This is a genomic window from Microcoleus sp. B13-B6 (assembly GCF_036705405.1).
Classification (GTDB): domain Bacteria; phylum Cyanobacteriota; class Cyanobacteriia; order Cyanobacteriales; family Microcoleaceae; genus Microcoleus.
Genome location: NZ_JAUBUJ010000009.1, coordinates 66,246 through 85,505 on the forward strand (window position 1 = coordinate 66,246; position 19,260 = coordinate 85,505).

General features: G+C 47.5%; 13 protein-coding genes. 9 read left to right on the top strand and 4 right to left on the bottom strand.

Features of this window, described 5'->3' with window-relative positions:
• Positions 1–445: 445 nt before the first annotated feature.
• From malQ to QUB35_RS06215, 4 genes are all read right to left on the bottom strand, one after another.
• Positions 446–1,954 (bottom strand): 4-alpha-glucanotransferase, encoded by a 1,509-nt coding sequence (gene malQ / locus QUB35_RS06200; protein ID WP_333140343.1) that lies wholly within the window; start codon positions 1,952–1,954, stop codon positions 446–448.
• Positions 1,955–2,417: 463 nt separating this feature from the next.
• Complete coding sequence (locus tag QUB35_RS06205; protein ID WP_333140345.1) at positions 2,418–2,543, bottom strand: photosystem II protein Y; 126 nt, start codon at positions 2,541–2,543, stop codon at positions 2,418–2,420.
• 175 nt (positions 2,544–2,718) lie between these two features.
• A complete protein-coding gene (locus QUB35_RS06210) occupies positions 2,719–3,477 on the bottom strand; it encodes a MinD/ParA family protein (RefSeq protein WP_333140347.1) in 759 nt (252 codons plus the stop codon).
• 74 nt (positions 3,478–3,551) lie between these two features.
• The gene (locus QUB35_RS06215) at positions 3,552–5,342 is read right to left on the bottom strand and encodes a CHASE2 domain-containing protein (protein ID WP_333140349.1); all 1,791 of its coding nucleotides are present in this window, start codon (positions 5,340–5,342) and stop codon (positions 3,552–3,554) included.
• Between the two features lie 335 nt (positions 5,343–5,677).
• On the opposite strand from QUB35_RS06215, the gene QUB35_RS06220 reads away from it, so the two are divergent.
• The 9 genes from QUB35_RS06220 (at position 5,678) to QUB35_RS06260 (ending at position 19,202) form a co-directional block, all read left to right on the top strand.
• Complete coding sequence (locus QUB35_RS06220; RefSeq protein ID WP_333140351.1) at positions 5,678–6,418, top strand: DUF928 domain-containing protein; 741 nt, start codon at positions 5,678–5,680, stop codon at positions 6,416–6,418.
• 285 nt (positions 6,419–6,703) lie between these two features.
• Positions 6,704–7,441, top strand: a complete 738-nt coding sequence (locus QUB35_RS06225) for a DUF928 domain-containing protein (protein WP_333140353.1) — start codon at positions 6,704–6,706, stop codon at positions 7,439–7,441.
• 441 nt (positions 7,442–7,882) lie between these two features.
• A complete protein-coding gene (locus QUB35_RS06230; protein ID WP_333140432.1) occupies positions 7,883–8,677 on the top strand; it encodes an HAD family hydrolase in 795 nt (264 codons plus the stop codon).
• Between the two features lie 411 nt (positions 8,678–9,088).
• Positions 9,089–10,306: a DNA double-strand break repair nuclease NurA gene (locus tag QUB35_RS06235; RefSeq protein WP_333140355.1), complete on the top strand. Its 1,218-nt coding sequence runs from the start codon at positions 9,089–9,091 to the stop codon at positions 10,304–10,306.
• A gap of 144 nt (positions 10,307–10,450) precedes the next feature.
• Positions 10,451–10,669, top strand: a complete 219-nt coding sequence (locus tag QUB35_RS06240; RefSeq protein WP_333105450.1) for a hypothetical protein — start codon at positions 10,451–10,453, stop codon at positions 10,667–10,669.
• A gap of 390 nt (positions 10,670–11,059) precedes the next feature.
• Entirely contained in the window at positions 11,060–11,182 is a 123-nt protein-coding gene (locus tag QUB35_RS06245) for a hypothetical protein (RefSeq protein WP_333140357.1), read from the top strand.
• Between the two features lie 362 nt (positions 11,183–11,544).
• Positions 11,545–12,282: a PEP-CTERM sorting domain-containing protein gene (locus tag QUB35_RS06250; RefSeq protein ID WP_333140359.1), complete on the top strand. Its 738-nt coding sequence runs from the start codon at positions 11,545–11,547 to the stop codon at positions 12,280–12,282.
• 123 nt (positions 12,283–12,405) lie between these two features.
• Positions 12,406–12,924: a hypothetical protein gene (locus tag QUB35_RS06255; protein WP_333140361.1), complete on the top strand. Its 519-nt coding sequence runs from the start codon at positions 12,406–12,408 to the stop codon at positions 12,922–12,924.
• Positions 12,925–13,010: 86 nt separating this feature from the next.
• Positions 13,011–19,202, top strand: a complete 6,192-nt coding sequence (locus QUB35_RS06260; protein WP_333140363.1) for an SdrD B-like domain-containing protein — start codon at positions 13,011–13,013, stop codon at positions 19,200–19,202.
• The last annotated feature ends 58 nt before the right edge of the window (positions 19,203–19,260 follow it).

The following is a 19,260-nucleotide window of genomic DNA, read 5'->3' on the forward strand; positions in this document are numbered from 1 at the left end:
GATGCACTCCTTACCAATTACCAATTACCCATTCTATCAAACCCGGTAGCATCGGAATAGTCAAATCCAGTCAACAGTCAATCGATTTTAGATTTTAGATTTTAGATTTTAGAATTGAAGCATTGACTTGCGCGAGATAAATACGTTCGGCAAGTTTCATGGGATACAGGTTTTTTATTTCTGGACGGATGAATCCGGGGGCTTGTAGCCTGGATGCTTTCGGTTAACAATCACGGATGGTGCAAGCGTAATTGATATCATTCATCTGCGTTAATCTGTGTTTATCTGCCTGTATCTGCGGTCAAAAAAAGAGAATTTCTGAACCGCAGATGACAAGGGATTGACGCTGATTCACGCAGATCAAGAGTATAGAGATAGGAATAATTCCGATGCTAACAGATTGGATATTACCCATTAACAATTACCAATTACCCCTTCGCGATAATCAATGTTTATTAGGAGCGCGGCCGGAGATGTAAGTCATGGTTTTGAGCCGATCGCGCACTTCCCAATTCAAAGCTTCGGGTCGATACCGCCATCCCCAATTTCCCTCTGGTTTCCCCGGAAAATTCATCCGCGCGTCAGTATCTAAACCCAACAAATCTTGAAACGGCACAATTGCCATATTAGCAATAGAAATCCAGCCCATGCGGATTAAAGACCAGTGAATTCCTTGGGGATCGATGCAGCCCAAATAACGCAAAACCTCATCTCTTTCGTAGTTTTGCAGTTGATTGAACCAGCCGACAGTCGTGTCGTTGTCGTGGGTGCCGGTGTAAACTACGCAGTTGCGATCGTAGTTAAAAGGCAAAAAAGGATCGCCCGGACCACCGGCAAAAGCAAACTGCAAAATCTTCATTCCTGGAAACTCGTATCGATCGCGCAAAGCTTCCACTTCTGGAGTAATTACCCCTAAATCCTCAGCGATAATCGGCAAGTTGCCAAACTTCTCGTTAATTAGATCCAACAAAGCTGTTCCCGGCGCTTTAATCCACTCTCCCTCGATCGCAGTTTCTTGTCCGCGCTTCACCGCCCAGTAAGCGTCAAATCCTCGAAAGTGGTCGATCCGAGTTACGTCTACATAAGCGAAAATCGCTTCAAAACGCTGCACCCACCACTCAAAATTATTTGCTTGCAAATTCTCCCAATTGTATACCGGGTTGCCCCACAATTGACCTGTATTGCTGAAGTAATCAGGCGGGACTCCCGCCATTAAAGCTGGTTCTCCGGTGGCTTCATCCAAGCAAAATATTTCTGGATGAGACCATACATCCGCGCTGTCGTGAGCTACATAAATCGGTATATCGCCAATAATTTTAATGTCCCGCAGGTTAGCATAGCGTTTCAACTCCGTCCACTGGCGAAAAAACTCAAACTGGACGTATTTGTAGTAATAAATCTCAGCATTTAGCTGCTGGCGCCATTTCTCTAGCGACTCTGGCTCTCTACGGGCAATTTCTGGTTCCCAATTGTTCCAGCTAACACCGCCAAAGTGATCTTTTAGTGCCATAAATAAGGCGTAATCTTCCAGCCAATTCTCTTTGCTTTCGCAAAAACCTGAGAATTCTTTTTGCTGGATCGGGGATGCTTTGGCTTTGAAGTTTTCGCAAGCTTTTTTTAGCAAAGGCACTTTCAGGGCGATCGCCCGCTCGAAGTCTACATAATCGAGCGGAAATTCTGGTAAATTAGCGAAGTCTTCATCGGCGAGCCATTGAGCGTCACGCAGCATTTCTGGGTTGATCAGCAGCGGATTTCCCGCCATTGCTGAATAGCAGGAATAAGGAGAATTGCCGTATCCTGTCGGCCCCAGCGGCAATACCTGCCAGTATTGCTGGTCGCTCTCTACTAAAAAGTCAATAAAGCGATATGCTTCTATTCCCATGTCTCCAATGCCAAATCGACTGGGAAAGGACGTGGGGTGGACTAGCATGCCGCTCGATCGGGGAAAAAGCATAATCTATCTCAAGATATAGGAATTTAACATTGACAATTTGACCGATATTCCCTACAAGTTAAACTTCGTAGTTTTTAGGGCGATTCTTAGGGCAAATACTTTTGTGATTGTCTCATATTTTCTGCGATAACGTGCTTACCAAATATTTTTAGGGCACTCTACTCATAAATCCTGAGTAAAGTTCAAAACATCAAAATCAGAAATTACACGATCGCCCTGCTTTTGCAACTAGGTTTTTTTACCCAGGCTCGTTTGCTGCAACCAAGTATTTTGCTTGAGCGTACCCGGTTTCTGCCTAATCTTTAAACGTAACTTTTCTTTGGTTTTTGCCCCCTCTCTCTGCAGTCGTAAATTGCCCACCAAGAATCAGCCATCACTTAAGCAGATCCCATGCACAAATCAGCCGGCTGTTTTGTATCTCAAAAAACAGCCGGCTGCGAAATTACTGGTGATAATGCTTAGTTCATGCTTGCTTGTTCAACATTTTCTGTACTTGTTTGAGAGCTATAGCACCGACGTTGTAAGCAGCCCAGCCGCCCGCCAACAATACGGGCATCAATACTATTAGTATGCGGAAGTCAAATTCCATGAGTTCTCCTCCTAAAGTTTTTTAACAAATTCTCATAATCTATTTGTATCTCATTTTGTCGCCATTCTCCTGACTCTTTAACCAAATATTCGGGATACGCAGGAGGACATGGCTCCGCAGGAATGGAGAGCGAAAGCGAAACTCCTGGGCGGGCGATCGGCATTCGCTGCAGCAATTATCCCACAATCTGTTTGGCAATCCCTTCCACAACCTTAGTTAGAGGGTCGTTAGGGAAGTGCAGCGCAAACACTCCCTTGCTGGCGAGCAGCATCATCTGGTCGCTGTGGGGCAGTACCCCTGCCACTGGGATGTTGTAAATACTCTCTACTTGTTGCTTCAAATCCTCGAAATCTAGGGATTCAGGGGCTTTATTGATCGTCATCAAAATCTTGGGAACTTCTAATTTGCGGGCCACATCTACCGTGACAGCCGTTCCCTGAAAATCTTGCTGATCCGGACGCAGAATCAGCAGCAGGATGTCGGAAATGGTGATGCTGAGGAGGGTTTCTTCGTTGAGCCCCGGGTGCGTGTCTATAAATAGGTAGTCTAAGTTCAAAACCTCGATCAGTTCTTGAAAGCCGTCGGTAAGCAGTCCCACGTCGTAGCCTTCCCGCAAAACTCGCGCTATCTCCCCTGCTTTAATGCTCGAAGGAATCAGGTAGAGGTTGCCGTTACTGGCTAATTTTGGCAGCAGCGAACTCACATTGTAGGCCGTATCCGCGATCGGACAGCGGCCCCACAGGTAATCGTTCAGGCAGCGATCCATGTTGCTCTCGCTGAAACCGAACAGCACGTGAATCCCCGGTGATTGAATGTCTGTGTCCACAATGGCGACCCGATTTCCGCTGCGAGCGATAATAGATGCCAGGTTTGCTGTCGTGTTCGATTTGCCAGTTCCGCCCCGGTAAGAGTGGACAGAGATGATTTTGGACATGATCTGCGTATTAGGGTAAGAAACTGCGAGAACCCATTATGATGCAATTCTCGATGATGCAGTAGAGTTGTCGGTCATTCTTCCTTCCCCCCCAAATCCTCCTTATCTGTGAAAGTATCAATTTTTTCCTCTTTTATCATCTTTTGGGCGCCCCTGCGCTGCCGCATCTGTTTGGCTTTGGTTTGCAAATCGCTGAACTCGTCATCAGGTTTAGTTTCGGCGGAACTAGCACCACCACCGCTACCTATCGGGACACCCGTTGGAGAGGCGCTTTCCGATTCAGTCACGGCGGCGCGCTGCTTCTGGTGTTGGGATTTTTCCTGCAACTGAGCTAGATATTCGTCTGTCTGACTTTCGACATTGGGAAGCTCTGGGGTAATGGCAATTATTTCTTGGGGTTCGGAAGGTGTTTTTTCAGAGGTTTCTTGTTTGCTAATCCTCAGTTTATCTTTCTTTTGCTGCAATTCTTTAAAGAAATCAGATTCTGTGATTTCTGCGACTTGCTGTTCTTTTTTGGCTTGGTCTATTTCGATTTTGAAGACTTGTTTTACTCGATCGCTAATTGCTTTCCCGTATCCGGCTTTATTAAATCTGTCTGCTGATACTATGCTACCGCCAGTTACGATTAATGCTAAGGCTGGCGCTGCCACAGGCACCCACCCTCCCAACAGAAAAATCCCAAAGCCGATCGCGCAGCACCCGCACAGCAGTGCTCCGAATGTCACTGTCAACTTCGCTGGGTGAGCCATCCGCGATGCCAAGGTTCCTCCCACAATTGACCATCCCGAAATCCACAGGATTTCTGCCCATTCCGGCCAAAACCAAAACATCGGTCTGTTGTCTAAAACTGTACTCAAAATTTGGCTGACCACTTGTGCGTGTGCCACGATACCAGGCATGAATTGGTTGCTTTGCTGTCGCCCACTGTAAGGAGTATAAAACAAATCTTTAACGGTTTCTGTGGTGTAACCGATGAGAACTATTTTATCTTTAACTAAATTTGGGTCAACTTTCCCTTCTAAAACATCCGTAATTCTGACTTGGTTTGCGACTTGCCGCCTGGAACGATAGTTAATTAATATTTGATATCCCCTGACATCGGCATTTTTGTATCCTCCGTCATTGCTTGCTAGTTGTTTTAATTGGGTTTTTCCCAGCCATAAAGATTGATCGGGTGCCAGTTTGGGAGAGATTTTTTGCCCTTGCAGGTAGCGGAGGGCTAGCTGGAGGTTGAAGGAAGCTAAAACTTGAGAATTGTCATTGCAAAGATGTTTTTGGGCCGAGGAGTTGCCCTCAATTGTCGGCGGTTTCATAAATAATAAAGCCCTGCGGAGTATGCCACCCGGATCGACTCCGAAATCTGCAAATCCCACGCGGTTTTGTGGCAGCCCCGGCGCAGGCGGAGAACCGGGATTGTCCGGGCTTCCGTCGGTGACTAAACATACCCCGATAATTCGATCGCTTTTTTGTAAAAGTTTAGTTAATTCCTCGCGCCCGTCTCCTAAAGGTACGTCTCGCAGTACATCTAAACCGATGACTGCAGGCTGCATTTTGTCGAGTTTTTGTAAGATTTCAGCTATTGTGCGATCGGATATTGGCCACTGATTCAGTTTCTGAATGTCTGCTTCGGTAATCCCCACAACTAGCAAACGCGAGTCTGGCTGTTCATCGGGACGCCACCTCACCATTTGGTCGTAAGCGCTTAATTCTACTGGTTCGACTATTCCTAGCTGTCTGGCCCCCATCAAGGATAATGTTACTGCCGCGCTGGCAATTAATACAGACTTAGCCAATGCTAGTGATAGTTTATACCTTTGACTCAATTGAGTCGCTGCCGATCGAATTTTGTTAGATATTTTACTCATTATCCCAGCATAAAAGTTTGACTCGTTTCTGGAACAGCAGTTGTTTCACATTTCCCCCTGCTGGAGACTTCCTCCATCTTAGAACACTCGGAAACTCCGACCGCTTTGTTACAAAAATTTACAGTACGTGGCGAGCAACTGTATCCAATGATACTTGCGACCTAGGCAACCTGATTTTTCGGACGGACAATCCACTTGCCGATAGAATTAATAAATGTTATTGATGATATGTAAAGGTTTAAATTGTGTATCTGCGCCCTCGACTAGCATCTCAAAAATATTTGTCGCCATCAGCGAATGCCTGTGTTTGCAATTATACTGAAAGGTACAACAAAATGAAACGTTTTCTACATCGGGCTACACTTGCGGTCGCCGTATCTGCGATCGCAGCTACCGTACCCACTTCACTTGCACCGATGCGCGCACAATCCCAGCCGCTTCTGCTGAGTCAAAATGTTAATTTCCAGCCTCCAGACGTAACAGCCCCCGCCAACCGACAAGGAGGGGCACATCGCGGCAACAAGCTTTGTCCAGCGGGTTTATCTATTACTCCTTTAGTGCCTCCAACTAATATCGGTTTAACCCTAACAGATTCTCCCACAATTTTTGTCTATATTCCTAACACAGCGCCCGAAATAGAGTTTACTTTGCTCAACGAAAAGGAAGACAAAGTAGTCTACGAAAAAACCTTTAAACTTGACAAATCCGGGATTGTAGGAGTTAGTATTCCTGCTACAGTGGACAACAACAAATCCCTTGAAGTGGGCAAGCGATACGTATGGTCATTTTCGATGGTTTGCGACCCCCAAGATCGATCGGCAGATTTAGTTGTTAAAGGCTTCGTGCAGCGAATTGAACCGCAGGCAACACTCAAGAGCGATTTGGCAAATCCCGACCCCATGACTAGGCTTAACGTTTATGCTCAAAATGGGATTTGGTACGAAACTCTCGCTACTTTAGCCCAAATGCGGCGCCAGACACCGGGGGATGTGAAGCTGACAGCCAAGTGGACGCAATTGTTGGAGTCCCAAGGACTGGAATCTGTTGCAACTCAACCGCTGGTTGGGCCTCTTTAAATCTCGCTATTTCTTGAAGTTTGGTCGGTCTGCCGATGGCGATGTGAAAATTGACCACGAATTTCTTCATGTGGTACCCGCCACGTGATTTATCCGTGGAATGAATCCAAAATCGAAAATCTAAAATCACTTATTGCCCCCGCATTTATCCGGGGGGTCGCCTCTAAAATCTAAAATCGAAAATCGAAAATCGATTGACCCATTTACTCGATCGCGCCCGGAGCTAAAACTCCGGGTTAACATTAGAAATGCGCTCTATAAATATTTTTACAAGTGGGTGGAAAAATGAAACGTTTTATACATTTTACTTCACTGGTGATGACTGTATTGGCGATCGCCGTTACTCTCCCCAGTTTGCTTACACCGATGCAGGCTGTGCCTGCACCCATTCTGCTGAGTCAGAATGTTAATTTCAAACCCCCAGATGTCACAGCCCCCGACAATCGGCAAGGGGGGACGCATCGAGGCGATGCTTGTCCCAAGGATTTATCTATTATTCCTTTAATACCTAAAAGCAATGATGGTTTAACGCTAGCAGAGTCGCCAACATTCTTTGCCTACGTTTCTCACTCTTCGACTCAAGTCGAGTTTACTTTGCAAGCTGACGATGGAAAAGGAACCGAGGTTTACAAAACTACTTTCAAAGTTGACAAACCCGGGATAGTTGAGGTCGGTATTCCTGCTATCGGCGATCGCCAAAAATCTCTTGAGATTGGCCAGCGATATCAGTGGTCGTTTTCGGTGGCTTGCAATGACGATCCGTCGGGGAATTATTTTGTTAAAGGAATCGTGCAGCGAATTGAACCGCAGGAAACTCTCAAGAAGGATTTGGCAAATCCCGACCCTATGGCTAAGGTGATTGCTTATGCTAAAAATGGGATTTGGTACGACACTCTTGCTACTCTAGCCGAAATGCGGCGCCTCGCACCCGATGATTCGGAACCCAGGGCCGAGTGGACGCATTTGTTGCAGTCCCAAGGACTAGAATCGATTGCTACTCAACCGCTAGTTCAGTCTTTTTAATAACGACTGTTCACCAATCATTGCTGAGTGTTTGCATAGTCAATTCTTCAATTCTTCAATCGAGTGACAGAAAGCAGCCAGGGTACAAGCCCCCGTCTTTATCCTGGCACAACCAAAAAATAGTATCCGATAACCAGTCCCAGGAGTCATCAGTGATATCAAATCCGTTAGCATCGGAATAGTAAATTCGAGTTCACTGTTGACTGTTCACTGTTGACTGTTGACTGTTCACTGTTGACTGTTCACTGTTGACTGTTGACTGTTGACTGTTGACTGTTGACTGTTCACTGTTCACTGTTGACTGTTGACTGTTGACTGTTCACTGTTCACTGTCAACATCATTCCGCTGTAACCGGAAATGATATGATATCGTTTTGTTCAATTCTCAAATTCTCCAATTCTTCAATCCAAAATCTAAAATCTAAAATCTAAAATCGATTGATGGCTAATAACTTTCCGACAATTCTAGCTCTTGATTTTGACGGTGTGATTTGTGACGGACTAATCGAATATTTCCAAACCGCTTGGCGTACCTACTGTCAAATCTGGAAACCCGTCGAAACAGTGCCCGATCCAGATTTAGCTTTGAGTTTTTACCGAGTGCGGCCCGCCATCGAAACTGGTTGGGAAATGCCGCTGCTGATCCGCGCACTGCTGACAGGAATTTCCCCAGAGCAAATTTTGCTAGAGTGGCCCAATATAGTACCCTATTTGTTGACCGAAAATAATTTAAAAGCGCAGTCTGTCGGCGCTATGTTAGACGGATTGCGCGATAATTGGATTGCTGAGGATTTATCTGGGTGGCTGTCTTTGCACCGCTTTTATCCAGGGGTTGCCGATCGCTTGCACTCGTTGCAGGAGAGTTCGGTGAAAGTGGCGATCGTCACTACAAAGGAAGGCCGTTTTGTGCGGGAACTTTTGCAGCTAGCAGGCGTACAAATGCCGCAGGAGTTAATTTTTGGTAAGGAATACAACAAGCCGAAACACCAAATTTTGCGGGAATTTATGGCTGCGTCTGGCAAAGATTCGACTATTTGGTTTGTGGAAGACCGGTTAAAAACCTTGCTGTCGGTGAAGCAGCAGCCGGATTTATCTCAGGTGAGGTTATTTTTGGCTGATTGGGGTTACAATACTTTGCCAGAACGGGAATCTGTGGCTCAAAATCCACCCGTTCAATTGCTTTCTCTGTCCCAGTTTGCCGGAGATTTTGCCGATTGGCTGCCGAGCGACTGTTGATGTTAGATTTGTGGACAGGTGGATTTTTTTTTCGCTTTTCAGAGTCAAAAAAAACAACAAAAATTTACATCTTTTTTGTTGACTTTTGCGGCGTAGACATGGTATTTTAATATAATGGGATGGTGGCAAAAATATTATTTTTGCCACCATCCCATTATAAGATAAATATAACAGAAATTCCTCAAAAAAGCAAGGATCTCGACAAAAAAAAATGTGTTTTTTTTTAGACTATTGCAGGTACTCTTGACCTCAAAAACCGGGTTTTTTTACTATTTCTGCGGGCTGCTACGAAGTATTTTAGTTGATCAAACCGCGTGTATGACAAAAAACCAAGCTTCGGCACCAAAAAATTGAAAAGTGTTTTGATAATTTCTCAGCTTGAAAGCTTTCTGATATTGAGACTTAAAACCCATGCTCGATTTAACTAAAGCAGCCAAGGCAATGCAGGGAATGAGCCAACATTTGAATGTGGAAGCGGCTGCCGCTCGCCAACGTTTGGAAGTGGCTCAGAATTTGCTGGTAAAGGCTGCTGCGGAACAGGAAAAATTGGTGGAATTGCAAGAGAGTTGGCGCGATCGCACTTTATTCAATGCTGCCACGCCGATCGAGCCCTTAGACGATCGCACCTACATCACCGCACCCCCCGCCGCCCACACAGTCTTTGCCACAGACGGATCGCAAATTTCCCCCAACCATCACGAAATAGCCTACTGCTACCTGCTAAACGTCGGCACAGTCATGCTGCACTACGGGCAAAGCCGCCACCCAGTTTTAGACAGCGTACCCGAAGTTTTCTACAAACCCGAAGACTTGTACGGTTCGCGACAGTGGGGAATTAGAACCGAAGAATGGATGGGATACCGGCGGGCAGTTTCCGAAGCAATTGCCTTAGCAGAAATGGGCTGCAATTGGGCCCAAGTTAACGACAATAAATTGCCCGCGCCAGCTTTAGCAATGGTAGACGGTTCCCTGATTTATTGGTTTTTGGAACAGTTACCCAGCGAAGCGCGCGATCAAATTTTGCTGCCAATTTTAGAATCTTGGGACAAGTTGCGTTTAGCAGGAATTCCGCTGTTAGGATACTTAAGTGCTTCTCGCAGCACCGAAAGCTTATCTTTTTTACGGTTTGAAGCTTGCACCCACGAAGTCCCAGACTGCATGACAAATTGCCCGAACGTCGGATTTGCCGCCACAATTTCTTTCGCCGAAAAAGCACCTTGTCAAGAATTTGAACCCTTGCGGGATGCCATATTGTGGGCAACAATCCTGTCACCGGGACAAAGAAGCCCTTTGTGGAAATCCCAAGCTCGAATTTTAGATTTGTATGGTCTTAATTCCGTCTATTTCTGTTACGTTCACGTTGGCACAGAAATTGCTAGAATAGAAGTACCGGAATGGGTAGCACAAGATAAAGCACAGCTAGATTTAGCATTAGGAATGATGCTGGCTCAAGTACACAAAGGCGGTGGGTATCCGGTGACGCTAGCAGAAGCTCACAATCAAGCGGTAGTCACGGGGGGCGATCGAACTCGCTTTTTCGCTTTGTTAGAGCAGCAAATGATTAAAGCCGGCTTAAAAAATGTCGGAATTTCTTATAAGGAAACACGGAAGCGCGGCAGTATTGCTTAAAGTAATAAGTAGAGTAATCTGGGACGCAGAAACCGGGTTTTTACAGAAATACTGCATTTAAGCCTTTAACACAGATAAAAAACCCGGTTTCTTTGGTATTGATGCGTAAGTTATGTAGAGTTAAAATCAAGTTAAAAATGTTATATGCCAATAGAAATAATTATCTTAATTGCTTCGTTACTTGTATCTTGGCTAGTCTTTAATTGGGCTTTTAAAGTATTGAAAGCCAGCATCGGGACAGCGATTGGTTTAGCAGCAATTGTGCTGACGATGCAGTTATTGTTTGGCATCGGCCCAAATCAGCTTTTCCAACATATAATTCACTTGCCGGAAACCCTGGGAAAAATGATTTCGGGCAAGTGAGGCGATTTTAGATTTTAGATTTTAGATTTTAGATGCGAGGACAAATTTAAAATCTAAAATCGATAGTGTTCGGTTTCATTCCTCAACCCAACTTAGAGGGTATTCACTATCAGACTTGATATAATAAGCTGCTACCCATAGGCGAGAGTGGGAGAGGGTCCGATGGGGATCGGGGAAAAATCATTGAGGGGGTGACAACGCCTCTGGAATCTTGATGGTAAAAGCATTGAAGCCCCTGAACCTCAAAAAAGATAGCGGATTATTGACAGGCTTATCTTACTCATAAGATCCTCCGAGAGATCCTTGAACCTGATTCAAATGATCTCGCCATTCTCTTTTATTCACTCACGCCCGCGAAGATATTTTCGCTTGGTCACTCAACTCAAAACCTTGACGCAGCTTTGCTTTCAACCTGCTTGTCACCCCGTCAACCCCAACGCCCCGCCGGAGGAACTATGGGAACCCGAAGGTGCAAGCTACTACAACGGCGAACTCATCCTGCAACCGAGATAGGGGTGGACTTTGGAACAACAGTTAGAACTTTTGGATACCCACCCACTGTTTACTGGTCAATGTCCCCGCTGCGAAATGACTTATCCCAAATAGGAAACGCCACCTGTTCATCGGGATTGTTCGGAGTGTGGATGGATGGATGGATGATTCGGTTTGAGGCGATGGTCGCAGCGGTTCTGTTTTGATAATGGCGATCGTTACTTGCTCTTTAGAGCATTGATTCAGCTAACTTTCTAGTTAAGATTGAATAAGTTAAATAAAGAATTATGGTTTTTTCAGTAAGCTAGCTAGTATTTAGGTAATTTGATTACTAAATGGGCTTTTTAGTCAAGTTGTTTAGTACAAAAGGAAATGTAGTTTGTATGAAGAATCTATACCGCAAAGTTGCCGTTGCCTCTGTTTGCACCGCTCTAGGTTTTGTTCTGGGAACAAGCGAAGAAGTTAAAGCAGCTACATTTACCTTGACACCTACTATCCAATTTGGAGCGACCGCAAGTATGTATCAGATGGGTGTGTATGAGGACGTTAGGCTTATCCCTGGGGATGAGTACGTGTCATACGGGCCGGGTAGTATAACAACCAGGTTAGCTGAATTTAATATTAGCAACTTTTTTCTTGCTCCTAACACAATTATTCGTAGTGCTATCTTTCAGGATAAGATATCCAGTTTCCAAGGAGGCCGTCCTGGTACTCTGGGCATCTTTGGCTATTTAGGAAACGGAACAGCCGAAGCATCAGATCTTTTGGGGGATGAAGTATTGTTAACTTCTGTAGATATATCATCCTCATCTCCGGGTGATACTCTTAACTTTGACGTAACTCCGTTTGTAAATCAGCGAGTTAGCAATGGCGATACTTTTGCTGGGTTTGCCATCAGTCTCTTGAACGTTGGTGGGGTCGCTCTGGGAGGTACTGATGCTCTTGGTCGTTCCAGTCTAGTAATTGAAACCGCCGACGTTGCCGAGCCTGTGCCTGAACCGACCACAATCTTTGGTTCAGCTATAGCCCTGGGCTTGGGAGGATGGCTGAAACGAAAGAAATCAAATCCGCAGCATAAAACAACGCCGATGCGGTTAATCTACCGTTTGACAAGAGTTTAAATCTCAACTTATCAGTTGCGGGCAACAGCTTGCTCGAAAACCCACTTGGAAGTGCAGCCGACTAATCCCCCAACAAACACCCAAAACGCGCCTTGAGGCCACACACTTAACACCGCTTGCCTCATGCGGCCAGGATTGCCAGAGGGAGCATCTCACCTTTGCAGCCCTCCGCTAGAAATTGGAGTTTTGAGGCAGGAGGCAGGAGGCAGGAGGCAGGAGGCAGGAGGCAGGAGGCAGAAGGAAAGAAGAAGAAGGAAGGAGCCAGAAGAAGGAAGGAGCCAGAAGAAGTATTTTTACAAATATGAGATGCTCCCTTGCCAGAAGCGAAACAGGATTGCAGCGATCGCGGCTAGTAAGACTATTTTGCCAACAGTTGCTTCACCGATCGTCCAACCCCGGTACATTCCCCAACAACAAGCGATCGTCAATTCAATAAACAGCACCAAGTTCAAAAGGCTGATGATGGTGCTGTTGATGTTCTACAAAAAAGTTAGTGAATCCATCCAGGGGTCACAAACTCAAAAACTCTGGGGCGCGGTGGTTAAGTGCGACAATTGGGGTTTTAGGAGGGCAAGCGTTGGGCGATCGATCGCCAGCAATGCCAGTTGCGCCATGCTGATCCGATCTATAAGTGCCTGTTAATTGACGTTATATATATCTGCTAGATAATATGAGTTTTGAGTGGATGTAAAATTGATCGTTCAGATTTTTGATAGGTGGAACCTAAAATGCCTACTTTTGAGGGAACGCAAGAACAGGATTTTCTGACAGGTTGGCGATTGGGCGACATCATCCAAGCCGATAGCCGTAACGACACACTCCTTGGTGACGAAGGAAGCGACTTGCTGTGGGCTAATGAAGGCAATGACTACATTAACGGGAAACAAAATAATGATACTATCTACGCCGGCAAAGATAATGACTCCGTACACGGAGGAAAAGGAGATGACCGGGTATTCGGAGATAGGGGCAACGATATCATTTACGGCGACTTGGGCAACGATATCTTGTTCGGAGGTATTGGCAGCAAGCAACCTGCAGGCGATCGATCTGACTCTGGCAACCTAATCGGTAGCCACACAGAAGAACTCAATGGCAATGAACGTAGTGGCAGTTTGGTGGAAAAAAAAGGCAGCGACATCGTTCTCGCTGGCAAAGATGACGATAAACTCTTAGGCGAAACACCTAATGATATTCTTTACGGTCAATTAGGCAGCGATACCGCTAAGGGAAAAACCGATGGCGACATCATATTTCCTGGTTTCGGCAGCGACTTCATTTACGAGGGCGAAGACAATGATACTCTCAATGGCCGTGAAGGTTTAGATACAGTTTACGGCGGGACACAAAATGACATAATTCGCGGCGGAAAAGAAAGCGATCTCTTATTTGGAGAGGAAGGAAATGATGTCCTTTTTGGCGATCGCGGGGGCGATACTTTAACAGGCGGCAGCGGTGGCGATTTGTTTGTTATCGGCAGAATCGATAGAATCGATGGCGTTCCCGGCTTTTTTACTACTGGCGGCACAAATCTATCCGATGCTGACATTATTAGCGACTTCGGTCAAGGATTTGACTTAATTGCATTGGACGGCGGCTTAGCATTTCAAGACTTGAGCATTTATCAAGGCAGCAGCGATTTGGCAAACGATACAGTAATTCAAGATCGAGTGACTGGCGAGTATCTCGCTATTTTAAAAGGAATTAACAGCAACGAAATTACAGCCTCTAAATTTACCAGCGAAATTACTCCGATTAGCTCAATATTAGAATTGAGCGAGACGAAGTTTGAAAGAAAAGAAGACGGCACGCCGATCGCTGCAATAACAGTGAAACGCCAAGGTGGTGATTTAGATGCAACTGTAGGGGCAACTATATTTATTGTTAATAACTCAGCGACATCCCCCTCGTATGGCAGCACGACTCCCATTGAGGTCAATTTTGCCCCCGGAGAAACCACTCAGACAGTAACAGTTCCCTTGGTAAATGATGTCGCATTGGAAGGAGAGTTATTTAATTTACGCTTGAGCAACCCTAGAGGAAAGGTAAGAATTGGGTATAGCGATACTGCTGTTTTAGCGATTACAGATAATGACACTCCGCCACCATCCTTGTTGATACCGACACAGCCAGACACGGGGGTACTGCCCCTCAGTTCGCCGACGCCGACACCATCCCTCACCCCAATGCCGACGCCAAGCGATACGCCGGCACCAACACTAAGCGATACCCCGACGCCGACACCAAGCGATACGCCAACGCCAACGCCGACGCCAACACCAAGCGATACGCCAACGCCAACGCCGACGCCGACGCCAAGCGATACGCCTACGCCAGCGCCAACGCCGACGCCGACACCAAGCGATACGCCAGCGCCAACGCCGACGCCAACGCCGACACCAAGCGATACGCCAACGCCGACGCCAACGCCGACGCCGACGCCAAGCGATACGCCAACGCCAACGCCGACGCCGACGCCAAGCGATACGCCGACGCCAGCGCCAACGCCGACGCCGACACCAAGCGATACGCCAACACCAACGCCGACGCCGACGCCAGCGCCAACGCCGACGCCAGCGCCAACGCCGACGCCGACACCAAGCGATACGCCAGCGCCAACGCCGACGCCGACACCAAGCGATACGCCAACGCCAACGCCGACGCCGACGCCAAGCGATACGCCAACGCCAACGCCGACGCCGACGCCAAGCGATACGCCAGCGCCAACGCCGACGCCGACGCCAACGCCGACGCCGACACCAAGCGATACACCAACACCAACACCGACACCGACACCATCTGTTACGCCGACGCCGACGCCAAGCGATACACCAACACCAACACCAACGCCAACACCGACACCAAGCGATTCGCCGACGCCAACGCCGACACCGATTGCAGACAACGTTCCAGAAATCGACTTGTTCGACGGCACCGCTAACATCGCAGACAATATGGGAACAGTTAATTTCGGTACCGCCGTTTTAGGAACAGAGGTTGTCAAAACCTTTACCGTGAAAAATACAGGCAGTGGCAACCTGACTCTCAACAATGCGATCGCCCTGCCAACAGGTTTCAGCTTAGTTAGCAGTTTTGGCAGTACAAACCTAACTCCCGGCAGCGAGACTACTTTCTCTGTCAAATTCGATGCAACTGCGATCGGCACTTATGGCGGTCAAATTTCCTTTGCCAACAGCGACAGCGATGAAGATCCCTTTGATTTTCAGATTTCAGGAACACGTCAACCTTTTGACACTACCCCGCCCACAGCAACGCTCAACCCAATTGCGAACATTTCGGCAGGAAGCAATAGCTTGACATTTACCGTCGAATATGCTGACAACACGGCTGTAGAGGTCAGCAGCCTGGATAGCAGCGACATTCGAGTGACAGGCCCAAACAACTTCAGTCAGTTGGTGGCATTCTTAAGCGCGACTCCTGGCGGAAACGGCACGCCTCGGACTGCAACTTATCAAATTAACGCCCCCGGCGACAGTTGGGACGCAGCGGACAACGGGACTTACACTCTGGAATTAGCAGAATCTCAAGTTTTAGATACCAGCGGCAATGCAGCCACTGCTGTTAATTTGGGCAATTTCAACGTCAGTGCACCTGCATTAGATGCCGAGGTGACGCTAGCAGTTTCGCCCGAGGGCGGGATCGAAGACAGCGACAGCACGATCGCCTACACCTTTACCCGCACCGACAGCATCAATTCGCCACTGTCTCAACCGCTGACAGTCAGTTTCTCGGTTGGCGGAACAGCTAGTTTTGCCAATGATTACACTCAGTCGGGTGCTACCGCTTTTAGTGCCACAACCGGCACGGTTGCGTTTGCAGCGAATTCCGCAACCGCAGCAGTTACCCTAACTTTAGTTGCCGATACTGCTAATGAACCTAACGAGACAGTCGAACTAACTTTGGCAGCAGGAAGCGGCTACACTTTAGGCACAGCAGGCGCGGTGACGGCTGCCATTAGCAACGACGATACTCCCCCTACCTATAATTTCAGTGCAGCTACCTTTAATGTGCCTGAAGGGAATGCTGCTAACACTGCCAATGTCGTGACTGTAACGCGATCGGGAGATACATCTACAGCTTCAAGTGTAGATGTAGTCCTGGCAGCAGGTGCAGTCAATCCCGCAGCAATTGGCAGCGACGTGCAAGCAGAACCAATTACCGTTAATTTTGCAGCAGGGGAGACAAGCAAAACGGTACCGATTCAGGTATTAGGCGATGTCAATTACGAACCCGACGAGACAGTAGCGCTGTCCTTTGCCAACTTCACCAACGAGGGAGTCGCCGGAACAGCCAACCCCACTGCTGTGCTAACAATTCAAAACGACGATGCCGAGATTCGCGGCAGCAAGTGGAATGATTTAAACGGCAACGGTGTGCGAGACGGTAGCGAACTCCCAATAGCAGGTTGGACTGTCTTTCTCGACACTAACCAAAACGGCGTACTCGACGGCGGCGAAACTTCTACTGTTACAGACGCTAGCGGCAATTACGCTTTTCCAGGTTTGCCTGCTGGCAACTATACCGTTGCCGAACAGTTGCAAGCCGATTGGCAGCAAACATTCCCCGGCATCACCGCACCGGTGGGGACAAACTTTCTGATTCCCCTGCCAACTCGCCGAGACCACGTTTTCGATCGCACCCGCAATCGACTGTACATTACCACTAACAAGGGAACAGTAGAGCGATACGACTTTAGTGCTAACGCTTGGCTAGCACCCCTTGAGGTCGGCAATTCCTTAAACGGCGTCGATATTACCCCCGATGGCAGCACTTTGTACGTTGCGGAAAACCAGCGCAGCGGCGTGCAGGGATTCCTCCGCAAGGTAAACCTCAATACCGGTGCGGTTACTAACCTCCCGTACAATCTTAGTCGGGGGGAAAGCGGTTCCTGGGATGTGGCGATCGGGGCTAACGGCAAAGGCATGATGAGTACGCGCTGGGAGGGTTCCGGTACGGTGCCTTTTCGCGAAATAAACTTAGCTACTGATACTTTAACGCAGCGATCGGATGCGGGGTCAGTATTTGGCGAAGTCAACCAGAACACGCACATCCACCGCAGCAGCGATCGCAGTCTGTTTTTCATGACTGAATCCAACAGTTCCGCAGGCCCAATCTTTACCTACAACGGTACAACAGATACTTTTCCCAACCGATCGCAAACAAACACATTTCACGACGGTACTCTATCTGCTGTCAGCCGCAACGGCGCGTTAATTGCTTTAGAAGATTTCGGAGTTGGTATTTCGATCCGTAACCCAAACCTCGGGCAAATTACCACCCTCAATAATAATTTTGATGGTGGCTTAGCTTTCGACTCAACCAAAGATATCCTCTATGCTGTGAATTCCACAACTAATCAAATCGTTGCCTTTAATACAAATACTTGGACTTCGTTGTTTAGCCTCAATATAGGTGAAGATGTCCCTGCATCTACACCGTTTGGCAACGGAGTGATGTCTGTCAGCAATGATGGAAAATTGCTGTTTCTGTCAACTCCCAGCGGCGTGCGGGTTTTAAGTTTGCCGGGGTCGAACGTTCCGCAAGCGCAAACAGTTAATCTTGCTGCGAATCAATTGGCTGAAAATGTCAATTTTGGCAACAGACAAACTGCACAGCTAAACGAAATTCGAGGTACAAAATGGAATGACTTAAATCGCGATCGCGCACTAACTGCTGGCGAACCTGGCATTGCAGGCTGGACTGTCTTTCTCGATACCAACCAAAATGGTGTATTGGACGCGGGGGAAACTTCTACGACAACGGATGCTAGTGGCAATTATTCCTTTGCGAGTTTGGCCGGGCCGAGAAATTATACAGTTGCGGAAGTGCTGCAACCCGGTTCGCAGCAAACGTTCCCCGGTATCAGCGGCGCGCCGGCAAGTATTCTCATTCCGGTTGCTAACGGTCGCGATCGCGTTTTCGATCCGACGCGGAATTTGCTTTACATCACGACCGGTGCGGGAACTGTGCAGCGGTACGATGTCGCCACGCAGACTTTGTTACCGCCACTTGCTGTTGGCACTTTGTTAAACGGTGCTGACATTACTCCAGATGGCAGCGCTTTGTACGTTGCTGACAATCAAACTAGCGGGACGCAAGGTTTGATTCGCAAGGTCAATCTCGCTAGCGATGCTGTTACCAATATTCCTTACACTCTCGATTTTGGAGAAGCCGGGGCTTGGGACGTGGCAATCGGTTCCAACGGCCGGGGAATGGTGAGTACGCGCTTCAACGGTTCAGGTACGGTGCCGTTCCGGGAACTGAATTTAGCTACCGATACTCTATCAGTACGGACGGACGCAGCCGGGTCGGGTTTTGGAGGCGAAGTCACACAGGACACGCCCATCCACCGCAGCAGCGATCGCAGTCTGTTTTTCATGACTGAATCCAACAGTTCCCTAGGCCGGATCTTTACTTACGATGCCGTGACTAACACATTTCCCACCCGGAATGAAACAGACTCTTATCACGACGGTACTGTATCTGCGGTTAGCCGCAACGGTTCGCTAATTGCAATGGAATTAAACGGCGGCATTTCTGTGATGGATCGCAATTTTAATGCTGTGGAAAATCTGGCTGGCCTTGACGGGGGGTTGACGTTCGATCCGACGAGGGATATCCTTTACGCTGCTAATTCTGTTGCCGATGAGTTGATTGCTTACGATACCAATACTTGGGATGTATTATACCGCAGGAGTATCGGTGAAAATATTAATGCTTCCTCGCCATTTGTTAATGGGGGGATGTCGGTTAGCGATAACGGACAATATCTGTTTTTGTCTACTCCTGCTGGGGTGCGGATGTTTAATTTGACTGGTACTGGGCTGCAGGAAAGCCACAAAGTAAATGTGGGTTTCGGTCAAATCGAGCAGGGAATTAACTTCGGCAATGCGATTTAGATTTTGTTGTGTTTCGATCGCACTTTTAAATTATCTCGTCAATTAAGGTCGATAGCTC

What these genes read in the sequence shown, in the direction of transcription:
- QUB35_RS06235 (WP_333140355.1), top strand. Translation starts at nt 9,089, where the DNA reads ATGCTCGATTTAACTAAAGCAGCCAAGGCAATGCAGGGAATGAGCCAA.
- QUB35_RS06220 (WP_333140351.1), top strand. Translation starts at nt 5,678, where the DNA reads ATGAAACGTTTTCTACATCGGGCTACACTTGCGGTCGCCGTATCTGCG.
- QUB35_RS06240 (WP_333105450.1), top strand. Translation starts at nt 10,451, where the DNA reads ATGCCAATAGAAATAATTATCTTAATTGCTTCGTTACTTGTATCTTGG.
- QUB35_RS06205 (WP_333140345.1), bottom strand. Translation starts at nt 2,543, where the DNA reads ATGGAATTTGACTTCCGCATACTAATAGTATTGATGCCCGTATTGTTG.
- malQ (WP_333140343.1), bottom strand. Translation starts at nt 1,954, where the DNA reads ATGCTTTTTCCCCGATCGAGCGGCATGCTAGTCCACCCCACGTCCTTT.
- QUB35_RS06230 (WP_333140432.1), top strand. Translation starts at nt 7,883, where the DNA reads ATGGCTAATAACTTTCCGACAATTCTAGCTCTTGATTTTGACGGTGTG.
- QUB35_RS06210 (WP_333140347.1), bottom strand. Translation starts at nt 3,477, where the DNA reads ATGTCCAAAATCATCTCTGTCCACTCTTACCGGGGCGGAACTGGCAAA.
- QUB35_RS06255 (WP_333140361.1), top strand. Translation starts at nt 12,406, where the DNA reads ATGCGGCCAGGATTGCCAGAGGGAGCATCTCACCTTTGCAGCCCTCCG.
- QUB35_RS06260 (WP_333140363.1), top strand. Translation starts at nt 13,011, where the DNA reads ATGCCTACTTTTGAGGGAACGCAAGAACAGGATTTTCTGACAGGTTGG.
- QUB35_RS06225 (WP_333140353.1), top strand. Translation starts at nt 6,704, where the DNA reads ATGAAACGTTTTATACATTTTACTTCACTGGTGATGACTGTATTGGCG.
- QUB35_RS06250 (WP_333140359.1), top strand. Translation starts at nt 11,545, where the DNA reads ATGAAGAATCTATACCGCAAAGTTGCCGTTGCCTCTGTTTGCACCGCT.
- QUB35_RS06215 (WP_333140349.1), bottom strand. Translation starts at nt 5,342, where the DNA reads ATGAGTAAAATATCTAACAAAATTCGATCGGCAGCGACTCAATTGAGT.